Annotated in this window: 24 protein-coding genes, 2 tRNA genes, 3 rRNA genes and 1 pseudogene; 29 read left to right on the top strand and 1 reads right to left on the bottom strand. The window is 49.0% G+C overall.

The genetic code is table 11. The features are described 5' to 3' along the window. The first annotated feature begins 428 nt into the window (after nucleotides 1-428). Nucleotides 429-1,589, top strand: a complete 1,161-nt coding sequence (locus PXC00_RS13980) for an MFS transporter (RefSeq protein ID WP_275845919.1) — start codon at nucleotides 429-431, stop codon at nucleotides 1,587-1,589. Nucleotides 1,590-1,653: 64 nt separating this feature from the next. Here PXC00_RS13980 and sleB read toward each other — a convergent pair whose 3' ends face one another. Beyond that, nucleotides 1,654-2,346: a spore cortex-lytic enzyme gene (gene sleB, locus PXC00_RS13975; protein ID WP_407654278.1), complete on the bottom strand. Its 693-nt coding sequence runs from the start codon at nucleotides 2,344-2,346 to the stop codon at nucleotides 1,654-1,656. A gap of 394 nt (nucleotides 2,347-2,740) precedes the next feature. Between sleB and PXC00_RS13970 the strand changes: the two genes are divergently transcribed. The 28 genes and pseudogenes from PXC00_RS13970 to brxC all read left to right on the top strand — a co-directional run bounded on the left by PXC00_RS13970 (nucleotide 2,741) and on the right by brxC (nucleotide 26,357). Continuing rightward, nucleotides 2,741-4,253 (top strand): 16S ribosomal RNA (locus PXC00_RS13970). Between the two features lie 133 nt (nucleotides 4,254-4,386). Further along, nucleotides 4,387-4,462, top strand: a tRNA-Ala gene (locus tag PXC00_RS13965). Nucleotides 4,463-4,494: 32 nt separating this feature from the next. Further along, a tRNA-Ile gene (locus tag PXC00_RS13960) sits at nucleotides 4,495-4,571 on the top strand. A 171-nt stretch (nucleotides 4,572-4,742) separates the two neighbouring features. Beyond that, nucleotides 4,743-7,578 (top strand): 23S ribosomal RNA (locus PXC00_RS13955). Together the 16S and 23S rRNA genes with 2 tRNA genes alongside form the textbook arrangement of a ribosomal RNA operon. A gap of 495 nt (nucleotides 7,579-8,073) precedes the next feature. Continuing rightward, nucleotides 8,074-8,463 (top strand): hypothetical protein, encoded by a 390-nt coding sequence (locus tag PXC00_RS13950; RefSeq protein ID WP_316935019.1) that lies wholly within the window; start codon nucleotides 8,074-8,076, stop codon nucleotides 8,461-8,463. A 35-nt stretch (nucleotides 8,464-8,498) separates the two neighbouring features. Beyond that, nucleotides 8,499-9,008 carry a hypothetical protein gene (locus tag PXC00_RS13945; RefSeq protein ID WP_275846605.1) on the top strand — a complete coding sequence of 170 codons (510 nt, stop codon included), beginning with the start codon at nucleotides 8,499-8,501 and terminating at the stop codon, nucleotides 9,006-9,008. A gap of 39 nt (nucleotides 9,009-9,047) precedes the next feature. Next, nucleotides 9,048-9,545: a hypothetical protein gene (locus PXC00_RS13940; RefSeq protein WP_275846607.1), complete on the top strand. Its 498-nt coding sequence runs from the start codon at nucleotides 9,048-9,050 to the stop codon at nucleotides 9,543-9,545. Nucleotides 9,546-9,794: 249 nt separating this feature from the next. Beyond that, nucleotides 9,795-10,115 (top strand): hypothetical protein, encoded by a 321-nt coding sequence (locus PXC00_RS13935; protein ID WP_316935018.1) that lies wholly within the window; start codon nucleotides 9,795-9,797, stop codon nucleotides 10,113-10,115. 447 nt (nucleotides 10,116-10,562) lie between these two features. Continuing rightward, nucleotides 10,563-11,051: a hypothetical protein gene (locus PXC00_RS13930; RefSeq protein WP_275846611.1), complete on the top strand. Its 489-nt coding sequence runs from the start codon at nucleotides 10,563-10,565 to the stop codon at nucleotides 11,049-11,051. A gap of 141 nt (nucleotides 11,052-11,192) precedes the next feature. Then, nucleotides 11,193-11,309, top strand: a 5S ribosomal RNA gene (gene rrf / locus PXC00_RS13925). Nucleotides 11,310-11,416: 107 nt separating this feature from the next. Continuing rightward, nucleotides 11,417-12,430, top strand: coding sequence for a 3-deoxy-7-phosphoheptulonate synthase (gene aroF, locus PXC00_RS13920; protein WP_275846613.1), 1,014 nt, complete (start codon nucleotides 11,417-11,419; stop codon nucleotides 12,428-12,430). Between the two features lie 170 nt (nucleotides 12,431-12,600). Next, nucleotides 12,601-12,813, top strand: a complete 213-nt coding sequence (locus PXC00_RS13915; RefSeq protein ID WP_275846615.1) for a zinc ribbon domain-containing protein — start codon at nucleotides 12,601-12,603, stop codon at nucleotides 12,811-12,813. A gap of 53 nt (nucleotides 12,814-12,866) precedes the next feature. Beyond that, on the top strand, nucleotides 12,867-13,436 hold the full coding sequence (locus PXC00_RS13910; RefSeq protein ID WP_275846617.1) for a biotin transporter BioY: 570 nt from the start codon (nucleotides 12,867-12,869) through the stop codon (nucleotides 13,434-13,436). A 1-nt stretch (nucleotide 13,437) separates the two neighbouring features. Next, nucleotides 13,438-13,824 carry a DUF1284 domain-containing protein gene (locus tag PXC00_RS13905; protein ID WP_275846618.1) on the top strand — a complete coding sequence of 129 codons (387 nt, stop codon included), beginning with the start codon at nucleotides 13,438-13,440 and terminating at the stop codon, nucleotides 13,822-13,824. 92 nt (nucleotides 13,825-13,916) lie between these two features. Then, nucleotides 13,917-14,657: a class I SAM-dependent methyltransferase gene (locus PXC00_RS13900; RefSeq protein ID WP_275846620.1), complete on the top strand. Its 741-nt coding sequence runs from the start codon at nucleotides 13,917-13,919 to the stop codon at nucleotides 14,655-14,657. Between the two features lie 241 nt (nucleotides 14,658-14,898). Next, entirely contained in the window at nucleotides 14,899-15,327 is a 429-nt protein-coding gene (gene rplM / locus PXC00_RS13895; RefSeq protein ID WP_275846622.1) for a 50S ribosomal protein L13, read from the top strand. An 18-nt stretch (nucleotides 15,328-15,345) separates the two neighbouring features. After that, nucleotides 15,346-15,747 carry a 30S ribosomal protein S9 gene (rpsI, locus tag PXC00_RS13890; protein ID WP_275846624.1) on the top strand — a complete coding sequence of 134 codons (402 nt, stop codon included), beginning with the start codon at nucleotides 15,346-15,348 and terminating at the stop codon, nucleotides 15,745-15,747. A gap of 347 nt (nucleotides 15,748-16,094) precedes the next feature. After that, the gene (locus tag PXC00_RS13885; RefSeq protein WP_275846626.1) at nucleotides 16,095-16,925 is read left to right on the top strand and encodes a phage antirepressor KilAC domain-containing protein; all 831 of its coding nucleotides are present in this window, start codon (nucleotides 16,095-16,097) and stop codon (nucleotides 16,923-16,925) included. Then, nucleotides 16,922-17,089 carry a hypothetical protein gene (locus tag PXC00_RS13880; RefSeq protein ID WP_009532276.1) on the top strand — a complete coding sequence of 56 codons (168 nt, stop codon included), beginning with the start codon at nucleotides 16,922-16,924 and terminating at the stop codon, nucleotides 17,087-17,089. The genes PXC00_RS13885 and PXC00_RS13880 overlap by 4 nt, the downstream gene beginning before the upstream one ends. Before the next feature lie 234 nt (nucleotides 17,090-17,323). Continuing rightward, the gene (locus PXC00_RS14190; RefSeq protein WP_407654276.1) at nucleotides 17,324-17,743 is read left to right on the top strand and encodes a hypothetical protein; all 420 of its coding nucleotides are present in this window, start codon (nucleotides 17,324-17,326) and stop codon (nucleotides 17,741-17,743) included. Next, entirely contained in the window at nucleotides 17,740-18,186 is a 447-nt protein-coding gene (locus tag PXC00_RS13870; protein ID WP_275846632.1) for a P-loop NTPase family protein, read from the top strand. The genes PXC00_RS14190 and PXC00_RS13870 overlap by 4 nt, the downstream gene beginning before the upstream one ends. Nucleotides 18,187-18,243: 57 nt before the next feature. After that, nucleotides 18,244-19,611 (top strand): hypothetical protein, encoded by a 1,368-nt coding sequence (locus PXC00_RS13865; protein WP_275846634.1) that lies wholly within the window; start codon nucleotides 18,244-18,246, stop codon nucleotides 19,609-19,611. A 28-nt stretch (nucleotides 19,612-19,639) separates the two neighbouring features. Continuing rightward, nucleotides 19,640-20,256: pseudogene (locus PXC00_RS13860) on the top strand (O-acetyl-ADP-ribose deacetylase); the annotation flags it as partial. Between the two features lie 65 nt (nucleotides 20,257-20,321). Then, entirely contained in the window at nucleotides 20,322-20,981 is a 660-nt protein-coding gene (locus PXC00_RS13855; RefSeq protein ID WP_275846636.1) for a vWA domain-containing protein, read from the top strand. 310 nt (nucleotides 20,982-21,291) lie between these two features. Next, complete coding sequence (locus tag PXC00_RS13850; protein ID WP_002576387.1) at nucleotides 21,292-21,519, top strand: helix-turn-helix domain-containing protein; 228 nt, start codon at nucleotides 21,292-21,294, stop codon at nucleotides 21,517-21,519. After that, nucleotides 21,500-22,108 carry a DUF1819 family protein gene (locus tag PXC00_RS13845; RefSeq protein WP_275846648.1) on the top strand — a complete coding sequence of 203 codons (609 nt, stop codon included), beginning with the start codon at nucleotides 21,500-21,502 and terminating at the stop codon, nucleotides 22,106-22,108. Before PXC00_RS13850 ends, PXC00_RS13845 begins: the two co-directional genes overlap by 20 nt. Before the next feature lies 1 nt (nucleotide 22,109). Then, a complete protein-coding gene (locus PXC00_RS13840; RefSeq protein WP_005929853.1) occupies nucleotides 22,110-22,685 on the top strand; it encodes a DUF1788 domain-containing protein in 576 nt (191 codons plus the stop codon). An 18-nt stretch (nucleotides 22,686-22,703) separates the two neighbouring features. Beyond that, the gene (gene brxC, locus PXC00_RS13835; protein ID WP_275846657.1) at nucleotides 22,704-26,357 is read left to right on the top strand and encodes a BREX system P-loop protein BrxC; all 3,654 of its coding nucleotides are present in this window, start codon (nucleotides 22,704-22,706) and stop codon (nucleotides 26,355-26,357) included. Nucleotides 26,358-26,373 lie beyond the last annotated feature (16 nt).

The raw sequence follows: 26,373 nt of genomic DNA, 5'->3' as shown, positions 1-26,373 counted from the left end.
AGTCCTTTTTTGTTTGTGTACCGCAGCGGGTTCTTTCCGGTTGACAATTTGTGAAGCTCTCTATATACTAAAATTAAGAAATATAGGGAGGAAAATGCAATACGAGAAAGCAAATTGGGAAGCTGGCTGCTGTTTTGATGACAGCACTTTGTGTGACCGCTATTTTCTTCGGGTATGATGCGCCGGGTCAGAGCGACCATGTTAATCTTCATTTCCAAAATTCCGCAAAATTCAGCGCAACGGAACTGACTGCGGCCGGGGAGTGGCGCGTTGTGGATCGGGGTTATTAAGGTATCATAAGCATTTTCAAGAGAAGGAGCATTGTATGATTCGTCCGCATTGAGTACAGCAGAACAGAAAAAACATCTCAGCGGGTCGGCCGCAGGCTGATTCGCTTATTTTGCTGTACGGAAAGGACGAAGTTTCTCTTGAAAATCAAACAGAATATTTGCATCATGTACCTGCTGTCGCTGCTGCAGGGCATGGTGTTTTATGCACCGGTGGCAACACTGTACCGGCAGGCGGCCGGGGTATCCGTGCTACAGATGATGGCCCTCGAAAGCATTTCCCTGGTGGTTTCTATTCTGCTGGAGCTGCCGTGGGGCGTGGCTGCAGACAGGATAGGATACCGCAGAACGATGATTCTTTGCTGCGGCTTGTATTTTCTCTCAAAGATTGTGTTTTGGCGGGCGAGCGGATTTGCGGCATTTCTTGCGGAGCGGCTGCTGCTCAGCGTGGTGTTTGCCGGACTTTCCGGTGTGGATGTCAGCGTCCTGTATCTTTCCAGTGGAAAAGAAGAAGCGCAAAAGGTGTTCGGTATTTACCAGGCACTCGGTACAGCGGGGTTGCTGACCGCTGCAGGCGTGTATGCGGGATTCATCAGGGAAGACTACCGTTTAGCCGGTCTGCTGACTGTGTGCAGCTACGGAGCCGCCGCGATACTATCTTTCGGTCTGCGGGAAGTGAAACCCGAGTCAGGCGAAAAAAGGGAAACAGCCGCGGATTTCAAAGGAGAGATAAAGCGGCTGTCTGCCAACCGGCCGGTTCTCTTGTTTTTGCTGTCTGTTGCACTGCTGAACGAAACCCATCAGGCGGTGGCAACTTTTCTGAACCAGATTCAGTATGTGAAGTGCGGCATGACCAATGCGGAGATTGGCTGGGTTTACCTTGCGGTCACGGTGCTGGGGCTTTCTGCAGGCTTTTCTGCCAGGCTGACGGGTCGTTTTGGCAGGGTGCGTTTCGGTGCGGTGCTGTTCGCCTTGTGTGCAGCGGCTTGCACAGTGCTTGCGGGGACCTCTAGTGCGGCAGTGTCCATTCTAGCGGTTGCTGTACTGGAGATAGGCTTCTGCCTGTTCCAGCCCTTGCAGACACAGCTGCAGAACCAGGCTGTGCAAACGGAAAACCGCGCCACTGCATTAAGTATGCATGCGCTTCTGTTTGACAGCACAGCGGTGCTCACAAACCTGCTGTTTGGAAAGCTGGCAGAAGCGGGTATTGGGTTCGCCATGCTGCTGGGGGTCGGTCTTTGCGCGGCAGGCCTGGTGCTTTTTCTGCGGAGCAGCCGACAGATTCTTTCTTCCTATATATAAAGAAAAACAAGGCGGATATATAAAAACGCTCGGCATACCACTGCCGAGCGTTTGCTTTTTGGTTTTAGGAACAAAAACGGTGGTTGCCGATCACGGTAATGACCGGACGGGAGAAAATCCACTTGCTGGTGCTCTTTGCCGGGTTGTAGTAGTAAACGGCACCGCCGGAGGGGTCCCAACCGTTAATAGCGTCGCGCACCGCTTTGTAGGCGGAGTCCGCAACCTCTGCGTTCACACCGCCATCTGTCAGGCAGCTGAAAGCGCCAGGTTGATAAATGACGCCTGCAAGCGTGTTGGGGAAGGAGGGGTGTTCCACACGGTTCAGAATGACTGCCGCAACAGCTACCTGCCCTTCGTAGGGTTCCCCGCGCGCCTCTGCGGAAACAATGGTTGCCAGCAGCTTAATGTCGTTGCTGGAGTATTTGCCGATGCCGCCGGTGCTGTCAGAAGAGCTTCCGGTGATGCCGAGCGCCTTCAGCGTCTGCGTGCCGGCAATGCCGTCGGCTGTGATGCCCTGCTGTTTCTGAAAGGTGACCACGGCGCTTTTGGTGGCACTGCCGTAAACGCCGTCAATCTTTGCGGAGTAAATGCCCAGATCCTGCAGCTTGGTCTGAATCTTTGTGACCTCTGAGCCCTGCGAGCCGACTTTGGAAAGCGTTTCTGCGCTGCGGTTCGTGTGCGCCAGCATTCCAAAAGCGACACAGCTGACGAGGACAACAATCAGCACTCTCCATGCTGTAACGCCTAACTTCTTCATATACATCCTCCTTTTACATGAATTCTCCCCGAAAAAGGCGGTTTCATGCGGATATTTTACGATTCTGAAAAAAACCCGAAAAAAGATTAAAAAAGGTGTTGACAGGCGGGGAATGGCGTGGTATTATATATGAGTCGCCGCGAGAGAGACACAAAAAACTAAACAAGCTGCTGTAAAGCGGGGCGGGAAGTTGAAAGGTGTTTGTCGAGAATGACGGCAGCAGGACCTTGAAAATTAAACAACGATGACAGAATGAACGGACCCGAAAATTCCGAGAGGAATGGCGAGAAGCTGACTCGCGAAAAAACAGCAAAAGCGATACGCAAGCGTATCTATTGAGAGCTTTCAAAAGCTTTAAGATTGATTTGGGCATCGAAAGATGTTTAGATATCATATTTTAGAGAGTTTGATCCTGGCTCAGGACGAACGCTGGCGGCGTGCCTAACACATGCAAGTCGAACGAAGCTTAGGACTTCGGTTTTAAGCTTAGTGGCGGACGGGTGAGTAACGCGTGAGTAACCTGCCTTACAGAGGGGGATAACGTCTGGAAACGGACGCTAATACCGCATGACATTTCAGCACCACATGGTGCAGAAATCAAAGGAGCAATCCGCTGTAAGATGGACTCGCGTCCGATTAGCTAGATGGTGAGATAACAGCCCACCATGGCGACGATCGGTAGCCGGACTGAGAGGTTGAACGGCCACATTGGGACTGAGACACGGCCCAGACTCCTACGGGAGGCAGCAGTGGGGGATATTGCACAATGGAGGAAACTCTGATGCAGCAACGCCGCGTGAAGGAAGACGGTCTTCGGATTGTAAACTTTTGTACTTGGGGACGATAATGACGGTACCCAAGCAGCAAGCTCCGGCTAACTACGTGCCAGCAGCCGCGGTAATACGTAGGGAGCGAGCGTTGTCCGGATTTACTGGGTGTAAAGGGTGCGTAGGCGGCTTGGCAAGTCAGTTGTGAAAACTATGGGCTCAACCCATAGCCTGCAATTGAAACTGTTGAGCTTGAGTGAAGTAGAGGTAGGTGGAATTCCCGGTGTAGCGGTGAAATGCGTAGAGATCGGGAGGAACACCAGTGGCGAAGGCGACCTACTGGGCTTTAACTGACGCTGAGGCACGAAAGCATGGGTAGCAAACAGGATTAGATACCCTGGTAGTCCATGCCGTAAACGATGATTACTAGGTGTGGGGGGTCTGACCCCCTCCGTGCCGGAGTTAACACAATAAGTAATCCACCTGGGGAGTACGACCGCAAGGTTGAAACTCAAAGGAATTGACGGGGGCCCGCACAAGCAGTGGAGTATGTGGTTTAATTCGAAGCAACGCGAAGAACCTTACCAGGTCTTGACATCCAGCTAACGAAGCAGAGATGCATTAGGTGCCCTTCGGGGAAAGCTGAGACAGGTGGTGCATGGTTGTCGTCAGCTCGTGTCGTGAGATGTTGGGTTAAGTCCCGCAACGAGCGCAACCCTTACTGTTAGTTGCTACGCAAGAGCACTCTAGCAGGACTGCCGTTGACAAAACGGAGGAAGGTGGGGACGACGTCAAATCATCATGCCCCTTATGACCTGGGCTACACACGTACTACAATGGCCATTAACAAAGAGAAGCGAAACCGCGAGGTGGAGCAAACCTATAAAAATGGTCTCAGTTCGGATTGTAGGCTGAAACCCGCCTGCATGAAGTTGGAATTGCTAGTAATCGCGGATCATAATGCCGCGGTGAATACGTTCCCGGGCCTTGTACACACCGCCCGTCACACCATGGGAGCCGGTAATACCCGAAGTCAGTTGCCTAACCGCAAGGAGGGCGCTGCCGAAGGTAGGATTGGCGACTGGGGTGAAGTCGTAACAAGGTAGCCGTATCAGAAGGTGCGGCTGGATCACCTCCTTTCTATGGAGAGCTGAGCAGATGAAACAAGCTGCTCTAACATCCAAGGTTGGTCGGATCCGTCTGTTAATCGTTGTTTAATTTTGAGGGTCTTGAAAGAGACACTCAAAGGTGGATGGGAAACAGCCACCAGTATGGGGGTATAGCTCAGCTGGGAGAGCGCCTGCTTTGCAAGCAGGAGGTCAACGGTTCGATCCCGTTTATCTCCACCAGGGGCTTCTGGTGAGAACCGGAGCCGGGAAATGGGCTTATAGCTCAGCCGGTTAGAGCGCACGCCTGATAAGCGTGAGGTCGGTGGTTCGAGTCCACCTAAGCCCACCAGTGGGGAGACCCCCACGGGGAAACCCGAAAGGCAGCTGTACATTGAAAACTGAATAAAGAAAGATTGCGAAAACGATATCAAGTAAAGTTAAAAAAATTACTACAATTTTGCAATTTACGAGTTCATGTTGAAGAACGAACAATATGAAGCATGAGAACCAAAGAACACATGGTCAAGCTACAAAGAGCGCAAGGGGAATGCCTTGGCACTGGAAGCCGAAGAAGGACGCAACGAACTGCGATAAGCTATGGGGAGCCGTAAGTAGGCCGTGATCCATAGATTTCCGAATGGAGCAATCCGGCTGGAGTCATGTCCAGTCATCGTAAAGTGAATTCATAGCTTTGCGAGGGGAACCGCCTGAACTGAAACATCTAAGTAGGGCGAGGAAGAGACATCAAATGAGATTCTGCTAGTAGTGGCGAGCGAACGCGGAAGAGGCCAAACCGAGGGTAGCAATACTTTCGGGGTTCGGACAGCATTTAGCATGCAGAGCTTTAGTTGAACGGTCTGGGAAGGCCGGCCAAAGAATGTGAGAGCCACGTAAACGAAAAGGCGAAGCAGCGAGCTGTATCCAGAGTACCGCCGGACACGTGAAACCCGGTGGGAAGACGGGGGGACCACCCTCCAAGCCTAAATACTACCCAGTGACCGATAGAGAATAGTACTGTGAAGGAAAGGTGAAAAGCACCCCGGGAGGGGAGTGAAATAGAACCTGAAACCTTGTGCTTACAAGCACCGAGAGCCCGTCAAAGGGTGATCGGGTACCTTTTGTAGAATGGTCCGGCGAGTGAATGTAACTGGCAAGGTTAAGGACTTCAGGTCCGGAGCCGTAGCGAGAGCAAGTCTGAATAGGGCGCACAAAGTCAGTTGTATTCGACCCGAAACCGGGTGACCTACCCATGTCCAGGTTGAAGTGAGGGTAAAACCTCATGGAGGACCGAACCGACTCCCGTTGAAATGGTAGCGGATGAGGTGTGGGTAGCGGAGAAATTCCAATCGAACCCGGAGATAGCTGGTTCTCTCCGAAATAGCTTTAGGGCTAGCCTCGTACTCAAGAGATTACCGGAGGTAAAGCACTGAATGGTTAAGGGGCCGAGAGGCTACCAAGACCTATCAAACTCAGAATGCCGGATAATTGATGTACGGGAGTCAGACGGCGGGAGATAAGTTTCGTCGTCAAAAGGGAAACAGCCCAGACCCACAGCTAAGGTCCCCAAACACGGTTAAGTGGAAAAGGATGTGGGGTTGCACAGACAACCAGGATGTTGGCTCAGAAGCAGCCATACATTAAAAGAGTGCGTAATAGCTCACTGGTCGAGTGACCCTGCGCCGAAAATTTAACGGGGCTAAATCGTGTACCGAAGCTTGGGATCCGAAAGGATGGTAGGAGAGCGTTCTGTATGGGGTGAAATCAAAGCGGAAGCGTTGGTGGACTGTACAGAAGTGAGAATGCCGGAATAAGTAGCGCGAAATGTGTGAGAATCATATTGGCCGAAAGTCTAAGGATTTTGGAGGAAGGTTCGTCCGCTCCAAGTAAGCCGGGAGCTAAGGCGAGGCCGAAAGGCGTAGTCGATGCACATACGGTGGAAATTCCGTAGCCGCCAAAAGATTTAAGATAAGTGACACCTGCAAAGCGAATAACCCGGGCGATGGTTGCCCCGGGCGCAAGGGACCGAAATTAGAGTAGGGAAGTATTCGCAGCGCAGGGCGAGAAAAGCTTATTGTATATCTGAGGCGCCCGTACCGCAAACCGACACAGGTAGACAGGAAGAGAATTCTAAGGCCAACGGGAGAAGGGTAGTTAAGGAACTCGGCAAATTGGCCCCGTAACTTCGGAATAAGGGGCGCCTCCCTCAGGGGAGGCCGCAGTGAAAAGGCTCAGGCGACTGTTTATCAAAAACACAGGTTTCTGCCAAATCGAAAGATGACGTATAGGAGCTGACACCTGCCCGGTGCTGGAAGGTTAAGAGGAGATGTGCAAGCATTGAATTGAAGCCCCAGTAAACGGCGGCCGTAACTATAACGGTCCTAAGGTAGCGAAATTCCTTGTCGGGTAAGTTCCGACCCGCACGAATGGTGTAACGATCTGAGCACTGTCTCAATTACCCGCCCGGCGAAATTGTAGTACCGGTGAAGATGCCGGTTACCCGCGACAAGACGGAAAGACCCCATGGAGCTTTACTGCAGTTTAATATTGGGTTTCGATGGTTTATGTACAGGATAGGTGGGAGACATGGAAACATGCGCGCCAGCGTGTGTGGAGTCACCCTTGGGATACCACCCTTAAACCATTGGAATTCTAACCTGCGGCCGTGAAACCGGCCGGGGGACATTGTTAGACGGGCAGTTTGACTGGGGCGGTCGCCTCCTAAAAGGTAACGGAGGCGCTCAAAGGTTAGCTCGGCACGGACGGAAACCGTGCTTCTGAGTGTAAACGCAAAAGCTAGCCTAACTGCGAGGATGACAATCCGGGCAGTAACGAAAGTTGGAGTTAGTGATCCGGCGGTATGAGAGTGGAATTGCCGTCGCTCAACGGATAAAAGCTACCCTGGGGATAACAGGCTGATCTCCCCCAAGAGTCCACATCGACGGGGAGGTTTGGCACCTCGATGTCGGCTCATCACATCCTGGGGCTGTATTCGGTCCCAAGGGTTCGGCTGTTCGCCGATTAAAGTGGTACGCGAGCTGGGTTCAGAACGTCGTGAGACAGTTCGGTCCCTATCTGTCGTGGGCGCAGGATATTTGAGGAGAGCTGTCCTTAGTACGAGAGGACCGGGATGGACGCACCGCTGGCGCACCAGTTGTCATGCCAATGGCACAGCTGGGCAACTAAGTGCGGATCGGATAAACGCTGAAAGCATCTAAGCGTGAAGCCGACTCCAAGATAAGATATCCCATTGCGTAAGCAAGTAAGACCCCTTGAAGACTACAAGGTTGATAGGCTGCGTGTGTAAGCATGGTAACATGTTTAGCTTGGCAGTACTAATAGGTCGAGGGCTTGACCATAGTTCATGGTTCTGTCCATATCCAATTCGTAATCTTATTCTTTATTCAGTTTTCAGTGTATAGAAGTTTAAAACCGACTCTTTTGAGTCGGTTTTTTTGTATTACAAAGAAATTTTAATTCTATAATCGCATAATTGTAAAAATGTTTCAGCTTTAGTGCCGAAAAATCCACAAAAGGGATTGACAATGATTCCATACCATGGTATAAGTAAAATATGGAAGTGATACTTTTAAAATATTAGAAAAGTGAAGCTGAAATTCATGAAAAAATTACTGAGTTCGGTACTGGCAGCGTGCATGATGTTTTCAATTAGTGCCGTAGGCGTTCATGCTGCAACGCCTACGGGGACGGAAACAAATGAAAAGGTGATTCATTTAGAGGATGCAAAGATTGTCAGTTAGTCACCAAAAGTGGACTTGCCATCTGACAATCCGAATATCAAAAAGTATCAAGTTACCACTGTATATGACAATGGCATTAAAACAGTGGATGTTATGATTGATGAAAAAATTGTTCCGTCGAAGCCTTCTTCGTCTGATCCTTTAAGTGCATCTTTGGCAAGCTCTGCGCAAAGAGTAAGGCTTGAAACGGATAGTAATATTTATGATAATGGTTATTGCGCCGCATATGTCCGCTCTGTTGGATTATTTGAGTATGTACCCGGTACAAGTGTACGCGTTATCAACACTTATGGAACAGGAATTACCCCAAAAACAAAGTTATACTCTTATTCATGCACACCTACAGTGGGTGAATGGTGGGGAAGAGTTTATGTTGATGCGAATTATTCCTTGTATGGATATATAGGCGGTGTTCTTGTTCAATCGGAGGCAGTTTCTGGAAAAGTAACGGTTGGCTGTGATAATCATGGAAATCGTGTCTGATCGTTCGGAATTGTTATAAAGGGAGATGAATACTGATGGGGGTTATACCTATATTTTATTTGAACTGGTATGTGACAGGCGGGAACATAAATTTCGATATAAAATACACATATTTAGGGAACATGACTGCCGGTGTGTGGAATTTGTTTCGAGTTGATTTATCTCCATATTCGGCGCGCGTCCAACAGTTCGGCTATTTTGCTCGTGGGTGGTGGATCGTTACTGTTGTTTTACTGATTACTGAACGGGTATTGCTGACACGGACTGTTCGGAAAGATGTGCGCGAGCGCTGCCCGCGGCATCAACTGGTTTGGACGATTTTGACGGCGGTATTTGGAATGCTTTCCGTTATCGGGTATGCAGTTGCCGGTCGTACCGTGTATGCGCGAAAAGTAGTTTGTGCAGATTGTGGACATGCTGTGCGGCATACCCCGAAAATGAAGATTTCTTGGCAATGGAAGTTTCTTTGCCTTTTCGTATTTTTGATTTTTGAGTTTTTCTTTTTTTACGCCAACAGTTTGATAGGAAATATACGAGAGCTTTAAGCGCAGATGGGTGGTTAGTAGAAAGGGGAGAGAATCTCTATGTTTGACATTCCATTATATTATCTCGTCATTAGAAGTGGACAAGTTTTCGTGGATTCCACCAGCCTCGGCTCGATTACTGAGTGGTTATGGTATATCATGCATGTAGATTTATCTTCTTATCCAACTGGAACAGTTAAGATTGTACATACTATTTTAATTTGGTGGGCAATGGTCATTCTTTCGCTGGTAGCTGAACGGGTACTGTTGATGCAGGCTGTTCGGAAAGACGTGCGAGGGCGCTTCCCACAGCATCAATTGCTTTGGACAATTCTAACGGCGGCGTTTGGGTTGCTCTCGGTTGCCGGTTATGCAGTTGTCAGCCATACCGTTTATGCGCGAAAAGTGGTTTGTGCAGACTGCGGAGCAGTTTCCTACCATACGCAGAAATTTGAAAAAGTTTCTGGGATGTGGCAAGTGGCCTTCCTTCTTGTGCTTCTACTTTTTATTTTTGCATATAACTATGCCAACAGCTTAAGTACAATGAGATCAGCGTAAGGATCATCCGTTATATGTTGAAACCGACTCTTTTGAGTCGGTTTTTTTGTATCACAAAGAAATTTTAATTCTATAATCGCATAATTGTAAAAATGTTTCAGTTTTAGTACCTAAAAATCCACAAAAGGGATTGACAATGATTCCATACCACGGTATAAGTAAGATATGGAAGTGATACTTTTAAAATATTAGAAAAGTGAGGCTGAAATTCATGAAAAAATTACTGAGTTCGTACTGGAAGCGTGCAGGATGTTTTCAATTAGCGCGGTAGGCGTTTATGCTGCAACGCCTACGGGGACGGAAACAAATGAAAAGGTGATTCATTTGGAGGATGCGAAGATTGTCAGCCAGTCACCAAAAGTGGACTTGCCATCTGACAATCCGAATATCAAAAAGTATCAAGTTACCACTGTATACGACAATGGCATTAAAACAGTGGATGTTATGATTGATGAAAAAATTGTTCCGTCGAAGCCTTCTTCGTCTGATCTGTTAAGTGCGTCACTGGCAAGTTCAGCTCAAAGAGTAAGGCTTGAAACAGATTGTTCTTTTATGGCAGTGGTGATATAAAAGTTGCGTATGTTCGTGCAGTTGGTTTATTTGAATATATAGCAGGAAGTAGTGTACGGGTTATTACAACATACGGAACTGGAATTACTCCGGTGGATAATAGATTATTCGATTATTCTTGTCAGGATTCTGTAGGATATTGGATGTGGAATGCTTATGTGGATGCCAAATATACATATCGCATTAATGCAGATGGTATCGCATCTTTACCGAATTCAGGGAAGGTAACAGTTGGGTGCGATAAGTATGGAAATCGTGTCTGATCGTTATAAACGTGATTGAAAGAGATGAGAGTGGATGGGCAGTATTCCTTTTTGGTACTTAAGATGGAATTTTTCCGGTGGATATATACAGTTTGATATTAGGCATTCAAATTTAGACTACTTGATTTATCTACACTAGCTTTAAGCGCAGATGGGTGGTCAATAGAAAGGGGAAAGAATCTCTATGTTTGACATTCCGTTATACTATTTTTCGCTCAGCGGCTGGAATTTCGGTGTACAGCAAAGCAGCGTGGGTTCTCTGTTTGGTTGGCTGGGCTATCTTAGCAGCGTGAATGTGTCTTCTGCAGAAGCCGGTGCGCTGGTACAGAAAGCGCTGTTCCTTTGGACGGTGGTTGGCGTGCTTTTTCTTGTGGAACGTACTTTGTGCGCGGTGACCATTTATAAAAGTGCCCGGCAGAGAACGCCGCGGCTTGCCGCTATGTGGACGGTTTTCACCGCTTTCTTCGGAGTGATTCCGCTTACGGTATTTGCAATACAAAGTCGCGTCGCTTCTGCACAGCGTGTGGTCTGCGTTGAATGTGGGCACACTTCCGTTCAAGAACAGCCGCGCGTTCGTCTGAACCGTCTGTGGCTGACGCTGAGTTTGGTGGCTTTTGCCGCATTCTTTGTGTTTTATAACTACGCATTTACATTCAGCACGGGTATGGGATAAACGCTCGATATTGTGTATGAAGGCGCACTGTATCTTAGCAGTGCGCCTTTTAAAAATTTTTTAAAAAAAAGCTTGCATTTATAAAAATGTTGTGGTATTATATATAAGTCGTCAGGAACGACGGCAACAAAACGACAAATAGTTGGTGCTGATGACGGTGAGGGTCCACCTGTTCCCATTCCGAACACAGAAGTTAAGCTCACTCGTGCCGAAAATACTTGGCTGGTAACGGCCCGGGAAATTAGGTAGGTGCCAACATCAAAAGCTGCCACCCAATAGGGTGGTTGTTTTTTTACAGCTAATGCTTCTACAGATAAAAGCACAAAAGCTTTAAATCAAAAAAGTAGATTCAAAGGAGAATTTCTATGATTATTTTGATGAAAACCGGCTGTACCAAAGTGCAGATTGACAGCGTGATTTCGATGCTGCAGGCAAAGGGTCTGGACGCGAATCTTTCAGTCGGCAGAGAGGCCACGGTCATCGGCGTGCTGGGAGATAAATCAAAACTCAATACAGAAAACATTGAGGTGATGGACGGTGTCGAAAAGTGCGTGCCGATTATGCATTCTTATAAACTTGCCAGCCGTGAAATGGTGCCGGAGGGCAGAAAAGTCACCGTGCAGAATGTAACGTTCGGCGGGGAAAAACTGGTGATGATTGCCGGCCCGTGCGCCGTGGAAAATGAAGAACAGATTACAAAGGCAGCACTGGGGGTTAAGGCTGCCGGTGCGCAAATGCTGCGCGGCGGTGCGTACAAGCCGCGTACCAGCCCCTATGCGTTTCAGGGACTGGAGGACGAAGGCTACCGCCTGCTGCGTAAAGCAGCAGATGCCGCCGGTTTGCTGTGCGTCAGTGAGGTTGTGGACGCACAGGACTTGACTGCCGCCGGAAAATACTGCGATATGATTCAAGTCGGCGCGCGGAATATGCAGAACTTCCGACTGCTGCGTGAAATCGGCCGCTCCGGTCTGCCGGTACTTCTGAAAAACGGAATTGCCTGCACCATCGAGGAGTGGTTGGACGCGGCAGAGTACATTTTAAGCGAGGGCAATCAGAATGTAGTCCTGTGCGAGCGCGGGATTCGCACCTTTGAAACGGCAACGCGCAATACACTGGACGTTTCTGCAGTGCCGGTTGTCAAGGAGCGCAGCAGCCTGCCAATCATTGTGGATCCCTCCCACGCAGCGGGCAAGCGCAGTCTGGTGACACCGCTGGCAATGGCGGGAATTGCCGCCGGAGCAGACGGAATTATCGTGGAAGTGCACCCGGACCCGAAGGTCGCCATGAGCGACGCCGCGCAGCAGCTGACCCTCCCAAATTTCGAGGAGTTTATGGGCAAGTGCAGAAAGGTTGCGGCTGCGGCTGGGCGTACCCTTTAAAAGCGGCGGCTTGTTTTCCACAGATTTTAAGAGATTGGTTGAAAACTTTTTTGCGAACGACAGGTCAAGCTTATCCTGCCGTTCGTTTTTTTTATGTGATATTGAAATTCCATGCAGAATCAGGTATTGTTATAGCACAGATAAATAAATAGGAAACGGAGGGAACAAAGATGGAAAACAGGCAATATGTGTGCCCGAAGTGTGGCTGTATGCAGTATGAAACTGATCAGTTTCAGGCAACCGGCGGCAATTTTTCAAAGCTGTTTGACGTCCAGAATAAACGCTTTATCACGGTATCCTGCGTACAGTGCGGGTATACGGAACTGTATCGGGCGCAGACAGACGCCGGAATGAATATTCTGGACTTTTTAATTGGAAATTAACAGTACAAAAGCTTTGCGGTGCTTTGGCACCCGGGCTTGGGAGGGGGATTCCTATGAAAAAATCAACGAGAAGTCTGGTGCTCTGCGCGATGTGTACAGCGCTGACCTGTGTGCTGGCACCGGTTTCCATTCCGGTTGGGCAGGTGCCGATTAGTTTAGCAACGTTTGCGGTTATGCTGAGTGCGGCACTGCTTGACCCGAAGTGGGGGGTGCTGAGCCAGGTGGTATATTTGCTGCTTGGCTGCATAGGTCTGCCGGTGTTTGCCGGTTTTAGTTCTGGTGTGGCGAGTGTTGCCGGGCCAACCGGCGGGTATCTGCTTGGCTATTTGGCACTGGCAGCGGTTGAAGGCGTTCTGTACCGGATGCTTAGTCACAGTGGGCAGAAGTTGCTGAAAAAATCTGGAGCATTGGTTCTTTCGATGGCGGTCGGCACCGCAGTGCTGTATGCGTTTGGAACAGTTTGGTTCTGTGCGGTGACCCATACGCCGGTCGGGGCGGCGCTGATGGTTTGCGTGGTGCCATTTCTGCTGGGAGATGTGGCGAAAATCGCGGTGGTCACCGCGCTGGAACCACAACTGGAGCGCGTGCGTGACCGGCTGGATCGCAGCGTGCAGGCAGTTTGAAATGCCGGTTTTGGAGCTGCGCCCGCACCACGGGCTTTGCTTGCTGCACTTTGTTGGCAAAGGGTACAGCGACGCTTTTACGGCGCATATGACGGACACACTGGCCACCCTGTGTGAAAATCCGCAGATACCTGTGCGTTTGCGCAGCGGCGCCGACCATTTGTGTGCAGTCTGCCCGCACCGGCGGGAGACCGTCTGTGAAAGTGCAAAACCGGCACGGTATGACGCGGCGGTTTTGCACTACAGCGGTCTGCAGACCGGACAGACGCTTTTCTGGAAGCATTTTCGCGCGAAGATGGAGTGGCTGTCCAAGCGGCACTTGCAGGAAATCTGTGGGGATTGCCGGTGGTATCCTCTTTGTGCGGAGTTGGAAAAAGCAAGAGAATAAACGCAGGAAGCTGCTCGATGGCACACCGCCACCGTGCAGCTTCTTTCACAAACAAAAGCAGTTTATATGTGCGCGAAAACAGGAGGTGCCAGATGCAGAAAAATCTTTATGACGATCCCATCTTTTTTGAAAACTATATGCAGCTGCGGGAAAACCCGCTGAACTACAACCGGCTGTTGGAACAACCCGCCCTGCAGGCCATGCTGCCGCCGCTGCGCGGAAAGTCGGTGCTGGACTTGGGCTGTGGCTTTGGGGATGCCTGCCGGGCGTACCTGACCCTGGGTGCTGCGGAAGTGACCGGCATTGACCTGTCACACCGAATGATTGCAGAGGCGGAAAAACGCAATGCAGATGCGCGCATTGTCTATCATTGTATGGATATGACAGCGCTTTCTGCCTTGGATAAAATGTTTGATGTGGCGGTCAGTTCGCTTGCGGTACATTATATAGAAGATTTCGACGCATTCCTGTGTGCGGTGCGTGCCTGTCTGCAGCCCGGCGGTGTTTTTGTATTTTCGCAGGAGCACCCACTGACCACCGCGCCCAGCGCAGGCCCGCAGTGGATGGCAACGGAAGCAGGCGCAAGGTATTACGCACTCAGTGGCTACAGCAGACCCGGTGCGCGCACGGTGCCGTGGCTGGACCGCAGCGTGCAGAAATATCACCGCACGTTTTCGCAGATTCTGTGTGCCGCACGGCGCGCCGGCTTTACGCTGGAGGAAATGCAGGAGCCAGTGCCAAATGCCGAAACTGTGCGGAAAAATCCGCGTATGGAGAAAGAATTTGACAAGCCCAGCTTTTTGCTGCTGCGTCTGCGCGCCGGGGCTGTGTAAAAAAGTGAAATGACGGGCAAGCTACAGCCAGAATGAACGCCTGTGGCGCCGAAAATGCGAGAAAAGCACCTGTTAAATGTAAAAATCGGGATTTCTCCCTTGACACAGCCGCGCGCTTGTGGTAGTATCATATATGCAATTCCTCTGCGGCGCGGTTCTGCCCGTGGCGCACTGCTTTCGAAGAAGCTGCCCCGCCCGGGGCGGGGCAATTGTAATATTATTATTTTTGGAGGTTCCGCTCATGTCCACTTATATGGCGAAGGCCCAAGAGGTCACCCGCAAGTGGTATGTCATCGACGCCCAGGGAAAACCCCTCGGCCGCGTGGCTGCCCAGGCTGCCGTACTTCTGCGCGGCAAAGAAAAGACCACCTACACCCCGCATGTTGACTGCGGTGACAATGTCATCATCATCAACTGCGCCAAGGTTGTTCTGACCGGCAAAAAGCTGGAAAAGAAGCATTGGTACCACCACACCGGCTACATCGGCCACCTCAAGGATGTTCGCTATGACACCCTGATGCGTGAGGATCCCTGTGCCGCCATGAAGAAAGCGATTAAAGGGATGCTGCCCGACAATACCCTTGGCCGCAATGCACTCACCCGTCTTCGCACTGTTGCAGGTGCAGAGCATAACCACGCCGCCCAGCAGCCGACTGCTTGGGAACTTTAAGGGAGGAGGACAAGCATTATGTATGATAAAACACCTTACTACTACGGTACCGGCAGAAGAAAAAGTTCGGTAGCCCGTGTCCGCCTGTATCAGGGCACCGGCAAGGTAACCATTAACGACCGCAGCATTGATGATTACTTCGGTCTGGAAACACTCAAGCTCATCGTTCGTCAGCCGCTGGAGCTGACCGGCAACGCCGCGAAGTTTGACGTTGTGTGCCGCGTTTCCGGCGGCGGTGTCACCGGCCAGGCCGGTGCAATCCGCCACGGCATTGCTCGCGCCCTGCTGCAGTTTGACAGCGAAGGTCTGCGTCCGGCCCTGAAGAAGGCTGGGTTCTTGACACGTGACCCGAGAATGAAAGAACGTAAGAAATACGGTCTCAAAGCCGCACGTCGTGCACCGCAGTTCAGCAAGCGATAATCGACAACTTCAAAATGCTAAAAAAGCCCGGAAATACGCTATTTTCCGGGCTTTTTCTATACCCAAAATTCTGCCTGGACTGTTCGGTTTTGATGGAATTTGAACGGAAATTTATGGGTTTATAGTGGTCAAATTACTGGTGGACAAGCCCGTTTTGACCTCTTATAGGTTAAATTACTGGTGGACAATAGGAGCAAATGAAGTCCAATTTTGCCATCGACGGACGAACACATACTTGACTGATTTACATAGAGCCTTGGCTCATTCTTTGAAAACGAGAATGGGTCAAGGCTCTATTTTTTTTGCCTGAAATCCGGCGAGACAAATTTGAGTAGGAGGTAACAGGTATGACGGATTTCAATCAGAAGACCCATGATACCGATGTGGGCAGTCATGGCGGACAGTCGAGGCAGATGATGGAGGTGTTTGAGAACCAGGAGTTTGGTTCGATCCGCGTGTTGCAGGAGGCGGGAAAGACATTCTTCTGTGCAAGTGACGTAGCGAAAGCGTTGGGGTATGTGAATCCCTACGCCGCAGTGAAACGCCATTGCAGGGGCCCTCTAACGAAACGCAAGGGGGTCGTTCAGAAGGTGAATCAGTATGGGGATGCTGGAGAGCAGGTCGTTGAAATCTCCTTTATCACAGAAGGCGATGTTTACCGGCTGATCGTTCACAGCAAGCTGCCATCGGCAGAGCGATTTGAACACTGGGTGTTTGATGAAGTTCTTCCTTCCATCCGCAAGCATGGTGTGTATATGAGCGATTCCGTTTTGAATCAGGTGATTCAGCATCCGGAGGTCATCTACACCCTGGCGCAGGAGCTTGTAGCCGAGAGAGAGCAGCTTGAGGGTATCCGCAAACAGCTGGATGCGGCGCAGCCCAAGGCAGACTACTTCGATACCTTTGTGAATTCGGAGGATTGCACCTGCATCCGGAATTTCTGTAAGGAAATCGGAATCCCAGAGAAGACGGCAGTGGCTCTCTTGCTGGATCATCGCTATCTGTACCGCAGTCCAAGTGGCTGGCTGATGCCTTTTGCAGACAAATCTGCAAGGGGCTATTTTATTGTCCGGGATTGCTACGGCAGAAGCGGAAAGCTGGTGCAGCAGACGAGAGTGACCTGCAAGGGAAAGAATCATCTCTTCAAGTTGTTTAAGAAATGGGGTGTGATCGAATGACGCTTTTTACAGAGGGACGCCTTCAGGCGTTTGAACGCATGATGCAGGATACCGGCAAATACCATCGCCGGGAGGACAGTGAAGATCGTCCGCGCAAATGTCCGAAGAAAAAAGCGGAGCCTGCGAAAAAGGATGGTGAGCACCATGCCGGTATTCAGGGTTGAGAAGAACAGCAATTACACAACGATGTGCAATTACCACCTGCGCGATCAGGGTCTCAGCCTGAAAGGGAAAGGACTTCTCTCTATGCTGCTCAGTTTGCCGGACACATGGAACTATTCGGTACGGGGTTATCTTCGATTACGCCGGATGGCGTAGATGGGGTGCTTACGGCTCTAAAAGAGCTGGAGCGTCTTGGGTATCTGGAAAGGAACCAGCAGCGTGAGAGTAACGGTCGGATGGGCAGAGCGGAGTATGTGATTTATGAGATGCCAAGGAAAAAGCCGTGTTCGGAATCACCGTGTACGGAAAAGCCGTATACGGTAAATCCGGATACGGACACACCGGTTACGGAAAATCCCGCGCAATTAAGTACTAATAGAACAAGTACTGAAACAATCAATAAAAGAGAGAAGAAGGAAATCCAGCACCGGTATGGCTCATACGAAAATGTCCTTCTTTCTGACACGGAATACAGTAAGCTCCGGCAGGAGTTCCCAAGAGATTATCAGATGCGGGTTGAACGGCTCTCTGAGTATATGGCCTCCACCGGCAGGAGCTACAAAAATCACCTTGCCACAATCCGGAGCTGGGCAAAGAGAGAAAAGCCGAAGTATAACCCGGCAGACTACACATTTGAGGAAGGAGACAGCCTATGAGCGACATGGTGCCTGAAGTTTTGAATGCGGCGTTGGATTCGCTCTTTACGCCGAAAGAGCCCGGAGAGCGGGAATACCAGGGCGAGGACGGACTGCTGTATTGCCGAAGCTGCCATACGCCGGTGCAGTGCAGGGTAAAGCTCTGGGGCAGAGACAAGATTGTTCCCTGCCTTTGCAGATGCCAGCAGGAAGCGATGGCGGAAAAGAAACGTCAGGATGAGCTGGTGGAGCGTCAGCGTAAAATCAGGCAGCTGAAAGCAACGGGAATTCAGGAAAAGCATCTTCTGGAATGGAATTTTGCCGTTGCAGAAGACAACAAGGATATCCAAATGGCAAAACGCTATACTGCGCCGGGCTTTTTTTTGCACATATCAAACCACAAGCGCCCTGTGTGCAAAATAATGTACATTGCATCTGCCATTCTATGGGTGGACGATATATAATAATATCAAAGCGAATGATGAGAAAGGTCTAAATACAAAAAGAAAGAGGAAGATAAAATGGCAGTATGGAGATTACAGGTGAATACAGGAGGCACAAATGTTGCCGACTATTGCTTGAAAAATCATGTCGCAGCAATGGGATGGAGTCTACGTGAATTAACCCAGACAGAACGTTCTGGGATACATACATTTTTGGATTACTGTAATCTGGCAAGAACCCAGTACAAATCATTCGACAGTGTGTGCCGCATGGTAGAGGATGTAAAAGAAGGAGACCTTCTTTGGATGCGCTCAAGAAATGAAGGAAAATACTATATTGCGAGAGTTAAGGCAAACAGTACCTGGGTGTTTCGCGAAGATGCGGTACAGATGGATGCAGCGAATCAGTTGACTAATATAGACTGGTATCCAGCTACAGATAAGGCAGATGAAGAATCCGTTCCGGGTGCTGTGGCAACATCATTTATTATGGGTTCAACCATCCAGAGAATTAAGAAAAATGGAGTGGAAGAATACAGTCAGATGTTGTATAACCGTGTCCACGATTCAGCACTGGATCTATTCAATTATCCCGATCCGGCTCTTTCATTATGTGAAAAGCATTTTTACAGCTTGCTCCAGCCGGAAGATGTTGAAGATTTACTTGCGCTGTGGCTGTATGATACGAAAGGCTATGTCTGCATCCCATCGACAAATAAAATTGCTACACCAAAGTATGAGTGTGTTTTGGTTGACCCAAATGACCTGAACCGAAAGCATATTTACATTCAGGTAAAGAAGGGTGATGTTGATCTCAATACAGATGACTATTCCAGCCTGAATGGTGAAGTATATTTGCTTACAACAGAAGGAAACGTTCAGAATGCACAGAAATATTCAAATGTGAAAGTAGCAGATCCAACAGTTATTTATGAGTTTGCGATCAATCCGGATAAGTCCCATATCATCCCGGAGAATGTTTTATACTGGGTGAAGTTTCTTACAGAAATAGAAAATAATCGTTTGAAGTTTTCTGCGTGTAAGGGAATCATGTTTGATACGAATATCTCGTATTCAGATTCAAATGAGTCTGAGATGCTACTTGGAAACAAAATAGCGGCATATGGAGATGCAAAACGGTATATCGACAGCTTCCGCAAAGATGACTATGCTCTTTTTTATTCTAAAGGAAGAGGAATTATTGCGGTTGGAAAGATTATCACAGACGCGCCGACGGAAGTGGCTGATGAAAAATATCACAGTGTAAAAATGATTGTACCGGAAAAATTCAATGGAGATGTCAAAGCCCTACCTGCGCTTTCTCCGAATGAGATTAAAACAATTTTGAAGCGGAATTTTTATTGGGCATCGACAATCAAAACACCGTTCCTTACAGGAGCACAGGTTGAAATGTTGATTCGTGAATTGAAAAAGAAGCATGTTTAACGAGGCGGCAGAAAGGGGAAAATAAGCAATGCCCTTACAGATTATCAGAAACGATATTACAAAAATGAGCGTTGACGCGATCATCAATGCTGCCAACACTTCTCTTTTGGGCGGTGGCGGTGTGGACGGCTGCATTCATCGTGCCGCCGGACCGGAGCTGCTTGCAGAATGCAGTACGCTGCATGGCTGCGAGACCGGCAGTGCAAAAATCACAAAGGGTTACCGACTGCCCTGCAAATATGTGATCCATGCAGTCGGCCCGCGCTGGCGGGATGGCAAGCATCGGGAGCAGGAGCTTCTGGAATCCTGTTATTGGACATCTTTGAACCTGGGAAAGAAAATGGCTGTCAGTCGGTGGCCTTTCCGCTGATTTCCTCCGGCATTTACGGCTATCCTAAAGACCAGGCTCTGAAGGTTGCAGTCGATACCATCAGCACATTCCTGCTGGAGAATGAGATGATGGTCTACATCGTTATCTTTGACCGGAAGGCATATCAGATTAGCGGAAAACTTTTTGCGGATATCGCAGCGTACATAGATGACCGGTATGTGGAGGAACATACCGATAGCCGGGCAGAGCAGAGACGGCGGCTCAAGGCGTTGTCAGAGGAATCTTGCTTTCCATGCGACCACTCCACAAAAGAAAATCGCTATACTATGGCTGTAAGGTACGAAACCGAGCAGCCATAATCTTTTGGGAGGACAAGCATATGAGAAAGAATTTAACAGAGATCGTTTTTATCTTAGACCGTAGCGGTTCCATGAGCGGATTGGAACGTGATACCATCGGCGGATTCAATTCCATGATTGAGCAGCAGAAAAAAGCAGAGGGCGAAGCACTGATCTCAACGGTGCTGTTTGACAATGTGAGCGAAGTTCTGCACGACCGTGTAAATGTAAGGGACATCCGACCGATGACTGACCGTGATTACACGGTTCGGGGATGCACAGCACTCTTAGATGCCATCGGCGGTGCGATTCATCACATTGGAAATGTTCATAAGTACGCAAGACCGGAGGATGTGCGGGAACACACCATGTTTATAATCACTACGGATGGAATGGAGAATGCCAGCCGCCGGTACAACAGCGAAAAAGTGAAGCAGATGATCGAGCGGCAGAAAGCGAAATACGGTTGGGAGTTTTTGTTCCTTGGTGCCAATATTGACGCAGTAGAGACCGCAAGTCAGTTCGGAATCGGTGCAGATCGTGCAGTCAACTATCAGTGCGACAGCGAAGGGACCGCGTTGAATTATGAGGTGGTCAGCGAAGCAATCAGCTCTGTCCGGTGCAGTGCCCCACTGAGCGCAGATTGGAAAAAGCGTATAGACGAGGACTACAAAAAGCGTGGAGGCCGCAAGCACAAGTAAATGTTTTTTGAAGCCGGGGTGATGATTCACTCCGGCGTTTTCTTTGGCAGGAACTGCCGTTAAAGCATCCGGAACGGACGCGCAGCCCGATGCCGCAGGCAGCGTTCTATGGGGATTGGGGAGTTTCCCCAACAAGCAGAAAATCGCTTTCGTGACACGAAAGCCCTGCTTGCAGAAGAGTGGATTCTAAAAAAATCGTTCAAAATTTGGAAGAACTTTCGATTGATTTTGTTCGTTTCTTGGAGTAGAATATAAATGAGAAATTTTAACTTGCTGCGAGTGACTTTAGACATCGAAAAAGAGGTTCCGTATGGATTTCATGACGATTAAGCAGGCTTCTGAAAAATGGGGAATCTGCACAAGGAGAGTACAGACATTATGCACAGAAGGGCGAATTGATGGTGCCGAGCGTTTAGGCCATCAGTGGGTCATTCCTATTAACGCCGAAAAGCCGAAGGATGCCAGAATCAAAAGCGGCAGATACATTAAAACAAAATCCGGAAATGGAGAGAACGAAGATGGAAAGAAAACCGTATAGTGCCGGAGCAGTGAAATTTTCGTTCTGGTTCATGGAATTTCGGAAAACCGTGCAGCTTTTGAGCGAGGGTAAGAGCTTTGCAGACATTAAAAAGTTGAATGAAGAGACAAACATTTATGGCGCACCAACAAAACTACGAGCGCAGCAGATTTATTCTACCGTAACAGCCCGTATCAAGACATTAGATGAAAGCTTTTACCCAATCTTTTTGAGCAGTGATCTTGCTACACAAAAATTATTTGTGCTGACTGCGGCTCTTTTGCATGACACGCTGTTCTTTGATTTTGTGTATGAAGTAGTGCGGGAAAAAATGATTCTTGGTTCCGACGAGCTGACGGATGCAGATATCCGGATATTCTTCAAAAATAAGCAGGAACAGAGTGAGAAAGTGGCTTCTTTTCAAGACTATACGCTGCACCGTCTCGGTTCCTGCTATAAGACACAGCTTTATGAAGCTGGGCTTTTAGAAAGCAACCGGGCAAACAGCACAAGAAAAATACTGAAGCCAATTCTTGATATTGCATTTGAGCATTGGCTTTATGACCATGATCTTGGCATCATGGTAAAAACACTGGCGGGGGTAAGATGAAATGGATTTAAGCCAAAGACTGGATGAGATGGAGCTTGCAATCCATAAGCCATCTTTCCGAAAAGGAACAGGCCGCGCAAATGAGGTCAACTATTGGGTGTTTGATTATCCACCGGAAAAGGAACTGGAAGTTCGGGAGCGTGTAGAGTATCTGAAAAATAAGAACGACCGGGGCGATGATGATTTTGAGCTTGTGGTCTTTGACCTGTATGATATCATCATTGACTTTTTGGAAAAGAAAAACTTCATGGAAAAGTGCTATGACTTTGAAAAAAAGCGAGGAATCGAGCGTATCGTCAAGGCAGTGACCAACTCCATGAAGGTGAATGACGATGACAGCCTGATCGTGCAATATATCAAAGAACATACGCCGGAGAATGCAGTTGTGTTCCTGACCGGTATCGGCAAGTGCTATCCGATTTTGCGCTCCCACAAGGTGCTTAACAACTTGCACCAGGCGTTTGTGCGCTGCCCGGTCGTGATGTTCTTTCCGGGAACCTATAATGAGCAGGAGCTGATTCTGTTCAATGAGATTAAAGACGATAACTATTACCGGGCATTCCGACTGGTAAAGTAATGGATGGAGGAAACTGTTATGCAGATCAAGGACATGTTCCGAAAGAAAATTGACCGTGAGATACAGGGCGTTATCATTGTCGGTCAGGGTGAAGAGACAAATGTAGCGCAGGAGCTGGAAGAGTATGTTGTGACCCGTGAGCTTCAGCGTCATTTTGCAGATTTCTTTGCAGCATATAAAAAAGGTATTCAGGGAACCACACCGAAAATGGGTGTCTGGATTTCCGGCTTCTTTGGAAGTGGTAAATCTCATTTCCTGAAAATCTTGTCCTATCTGCTTCAGAATAAACAGGTCGGAGACAAACATGCCATCGACTACTTTATCGAAGATCAGAAGATTACCAATCAGATGGTGCTGGCAGATATGCAGCTGGCAGCAAACACCCCATCGGACGTAATTCTTTTCAACATTGATTCCAAAAGCGATTCTAATGGCAAGGAAAATAAAGATGCCATTGTGAACGTGTTCCTGAAGGTTTTCAATGAGATGCAGGGCTTCTGCGGTTCCATGCCGCACCTTGCTGACCTGGAGCGCAGGCTTTCCGAGGAAGGTCGTTTTGAAGAGTTTAAGGAAAAGTTTGAAGAAGAGTATGGCGATCCGTGGGAAAGCTCTCGTCAGGACTTCGATTTCATTCAGGATTCTGTTGTCGATGTTCTTTCTGACATGGATTTCATGAGCGAATCAGCTGCCCGTAACTGGTGCGAGAAAGCAACCGAGAGCTACCAGATCAGCATTGAAGATTTTGCCAAGCGTGTAAAGTCCTATATTGATAAAAAAGGCAATAACCACCATGTAGTTTTCCTTGTGGATGAGATCGGTCAGTACATTGGTGATGATTCCAAGCTGATGCTGAACCTTCAGACAGTGACGGAAGAACTGGGCAAGGAGTGCATGGGCAAGGCTTGGGTAATCGTAACGAGCCAGCAGGATATCGACTCCATTACCAAGGTGAAGGGTAACGACTTCTCCAAGATTCAGGGACGTTTCGATACACGCCTTTCTCTGTCCTCTGCCAATGTAGATGCTGTTATCAAAAAGCGTATTCTGGATAAGACTGAGACCGCAGCACAGAGCCTGCGTCTGCTCTATGACCAGAAATCAACCATTATCAAAAATCTGATTGTCTTCAATGACGGTGTGGAGAAAAAACTGTACGCCAACGCAGAAGATTTTGCAGAGGTTTATCCTTTTGTTCCGTACCAGTTTAATTTGCTTGCAAGTGTACTGACCAGCATCCGTACCCACGGTGCATCCGGTAAGCACCTGTCCGAGGGTGAACGTTCCATGCTGGCTCTGTTCAAAGAGTCCGCCATGCAGCTGATGGACGATGAGATGGGGGCAATCGTGCCGTTCTATCGGTTCTATGATGCATTGGAGAACTTCCTCGACCACAGCCACAGCAGCGTGATCATCCGCGCTTATGATAACAGCTACATCAACCCGGAAAAGAAGGAAAAAGATGTCTTTGCCATCAATGTGCTGAAGACCCTTTTCCTGATTAAATATGTTCTGGAGATCGAAGCCAATGTGGACAACATCGTCAGCCTGATGATTACCAGCATTGACGATGATCGTATCTCTTTGAAAGCACAGGTGGAGGACGCACTGAAAGTGCTGATGCGCCAGATGCTGATCCAGAAGAATGGCTCCATCTATGTATTCCTGACCGATGAGGAACAGGAAATTAACAACGAAATCGAAAAAGAAAATGTGGAGATGCCGGAGGTCATCACGAAGATCGCGGAGATGATCTATGAGGACATTTTCTCCAGTAAGAAGTATCAGTACCCCAGCTTTGGTGGGCGGTATGCGTTCTCCTTCAATCAGACAGTGGATGACCGCCCCTATAAGGCAAATCAGAATTACGATATCGGCCTCCGTGTGCTGACCCCGTGGTATGAGGGCGGCACCGATGATGGTACGCTGCGTCTGCTCTCTGGCCAGGGCAAGGAAGTCCTTGTGGTTCTGCCGAACGATGATGCGTTCCTGACGGAAATGCGGGCATACTTGAAAATTGAGCGGTTCCTTCGCAAGAATACTTCTGTGCAGCTTGCCAAGTATGAGACCATTAAGGAAGCAAAGCGCGTAGAGATGCGGGAACGCAACGGGAACGCCAAGCTTTATCTGACGGAAGCTCTGAAAGAGGCTACCATCTATGTCAATGGCGATGTGCTGCACACCTCCGGCAAGGAAGTAACCAGCCGCATCAACGAGGCCATTGGCAGATTGGTGCAGACGGTTTACCACAAACTGTCCTACATTGACGCAGCGATGGGTGAAGCAGACATCCGGAAGATGTTCAAGACCAGCAACCAGCTGTCGCTGGCACTGGGAGATACCGGAGAATCCAATGTTCACGCACTGGATGATGTGCTGCAATTCGTGGCGGGCAATTCCCGGATGCACATGAAGACTTCTATGAAAACCATCAAGGATCGCTTTATGAAAGCACCCTATGGCTTTGTCGAAGATGACATCCATTGGCTGGTGGCACGTCTCTTTAAGCGTGGAGACCTGTCCTTTACGGTCAACGGTGAGAGCGTCAATCTGAACAACCGCTCCGAAGAGGAAATCATCGGGTACATCACGAAGAAGCAGTTCGTGGATAAGCTGCTGACGGAAGTGCGCGTCCGTGTGCCGGAAAACCAGAAAAAGACCGTCCGCACCGTGATGAAAGAGCTGTTCAAGGTGGCACCGCCTGCCGATGACGAAGATACCATCATGAAGAACTTCCAGCACTACTGCGAGAATCGGATCACCGAGGTTGAGCGGCTGGAACCGAAATATGAGAATTACACCTATCCCGGAAAAGAACTTCTGGAAAAGGGCAAGAAGCGGCTTTCCGCACTGGTGCAGATTCAGGCACCGCTGGAATTCTTTAAGACCGTATTTGACGAACAGGACGATCTGATGGATTTTGGAGAGGACTATGAGCCTATCCGTGATTTCTTTGGCAGTGAACAGCTGACCATCTTCACCCGTGCGCTGGATATGCTGAATATCTACGAGGACAGCAAGACCTACATCGTGGATGCAGAACTGGAAGAAGTGGTGGCTAAGATGCGCACCATCGTCCGGATGGCGAAGCCTTACAAGGAGATTCCGAAGCTGCCGGAGCTGCGCGAGAAGTTTATGAACTGCTATATGCGCATTCTGGAAGAGCAGGCAGAGCCGGTCAAGGATTCCATCAATCAGGATCGGAACCGTGTCTTTGAAGTGCTGAACACCAAGCCCTATAAGGATACGAAGTTCAACCGCTATCTGGAGCTGTTTAAGGAGATCATGGATGGTGCAGAGCACTGCAACAATGTCTCTACTTTGCGCAGCTATGCAGATAAGGCGGAGGCACTGAAGCTGCGCCTGCTCAACGAGATGAACGCAGAGGACATTCGCCTTGCGAAGGAAGCAGCGGCAAAGGCCGAGGCAGAGCGCAAGCGTCAGGAAGAAGAGGCGACAAAACGCGGCGAGACCGTGAAACCGGCTGAAAAGGTTGCAGAACCGCAGCCGGTATATAAGGTGCGCACCACGAAGAATGTTTCCATCAAGACGGTTGCCAAGACTGCATCGTGGCGACTGGAGAGCAAGGATGATGTTGATAAATACCTTGCCGCATTGCGTGAAAACCTGCTGAAAGAGATGGACGAAGATACAATCGTCAACATTGAACTATAAATGACAGGAGGATTGG

The organism is Caproicibacterium argilliputei (assembly GCF_029211325.2).
GTDB classification, from domain to species: Bacteria; Bacillota; Clostridia; order Oscillospirales; family Acutalibacteraceae; genus Caproicibacterium; species Caproicibacterium argilliputei.
This window is presented reverse-complemented; position numbering and strand designations above follow the sequence as displayed.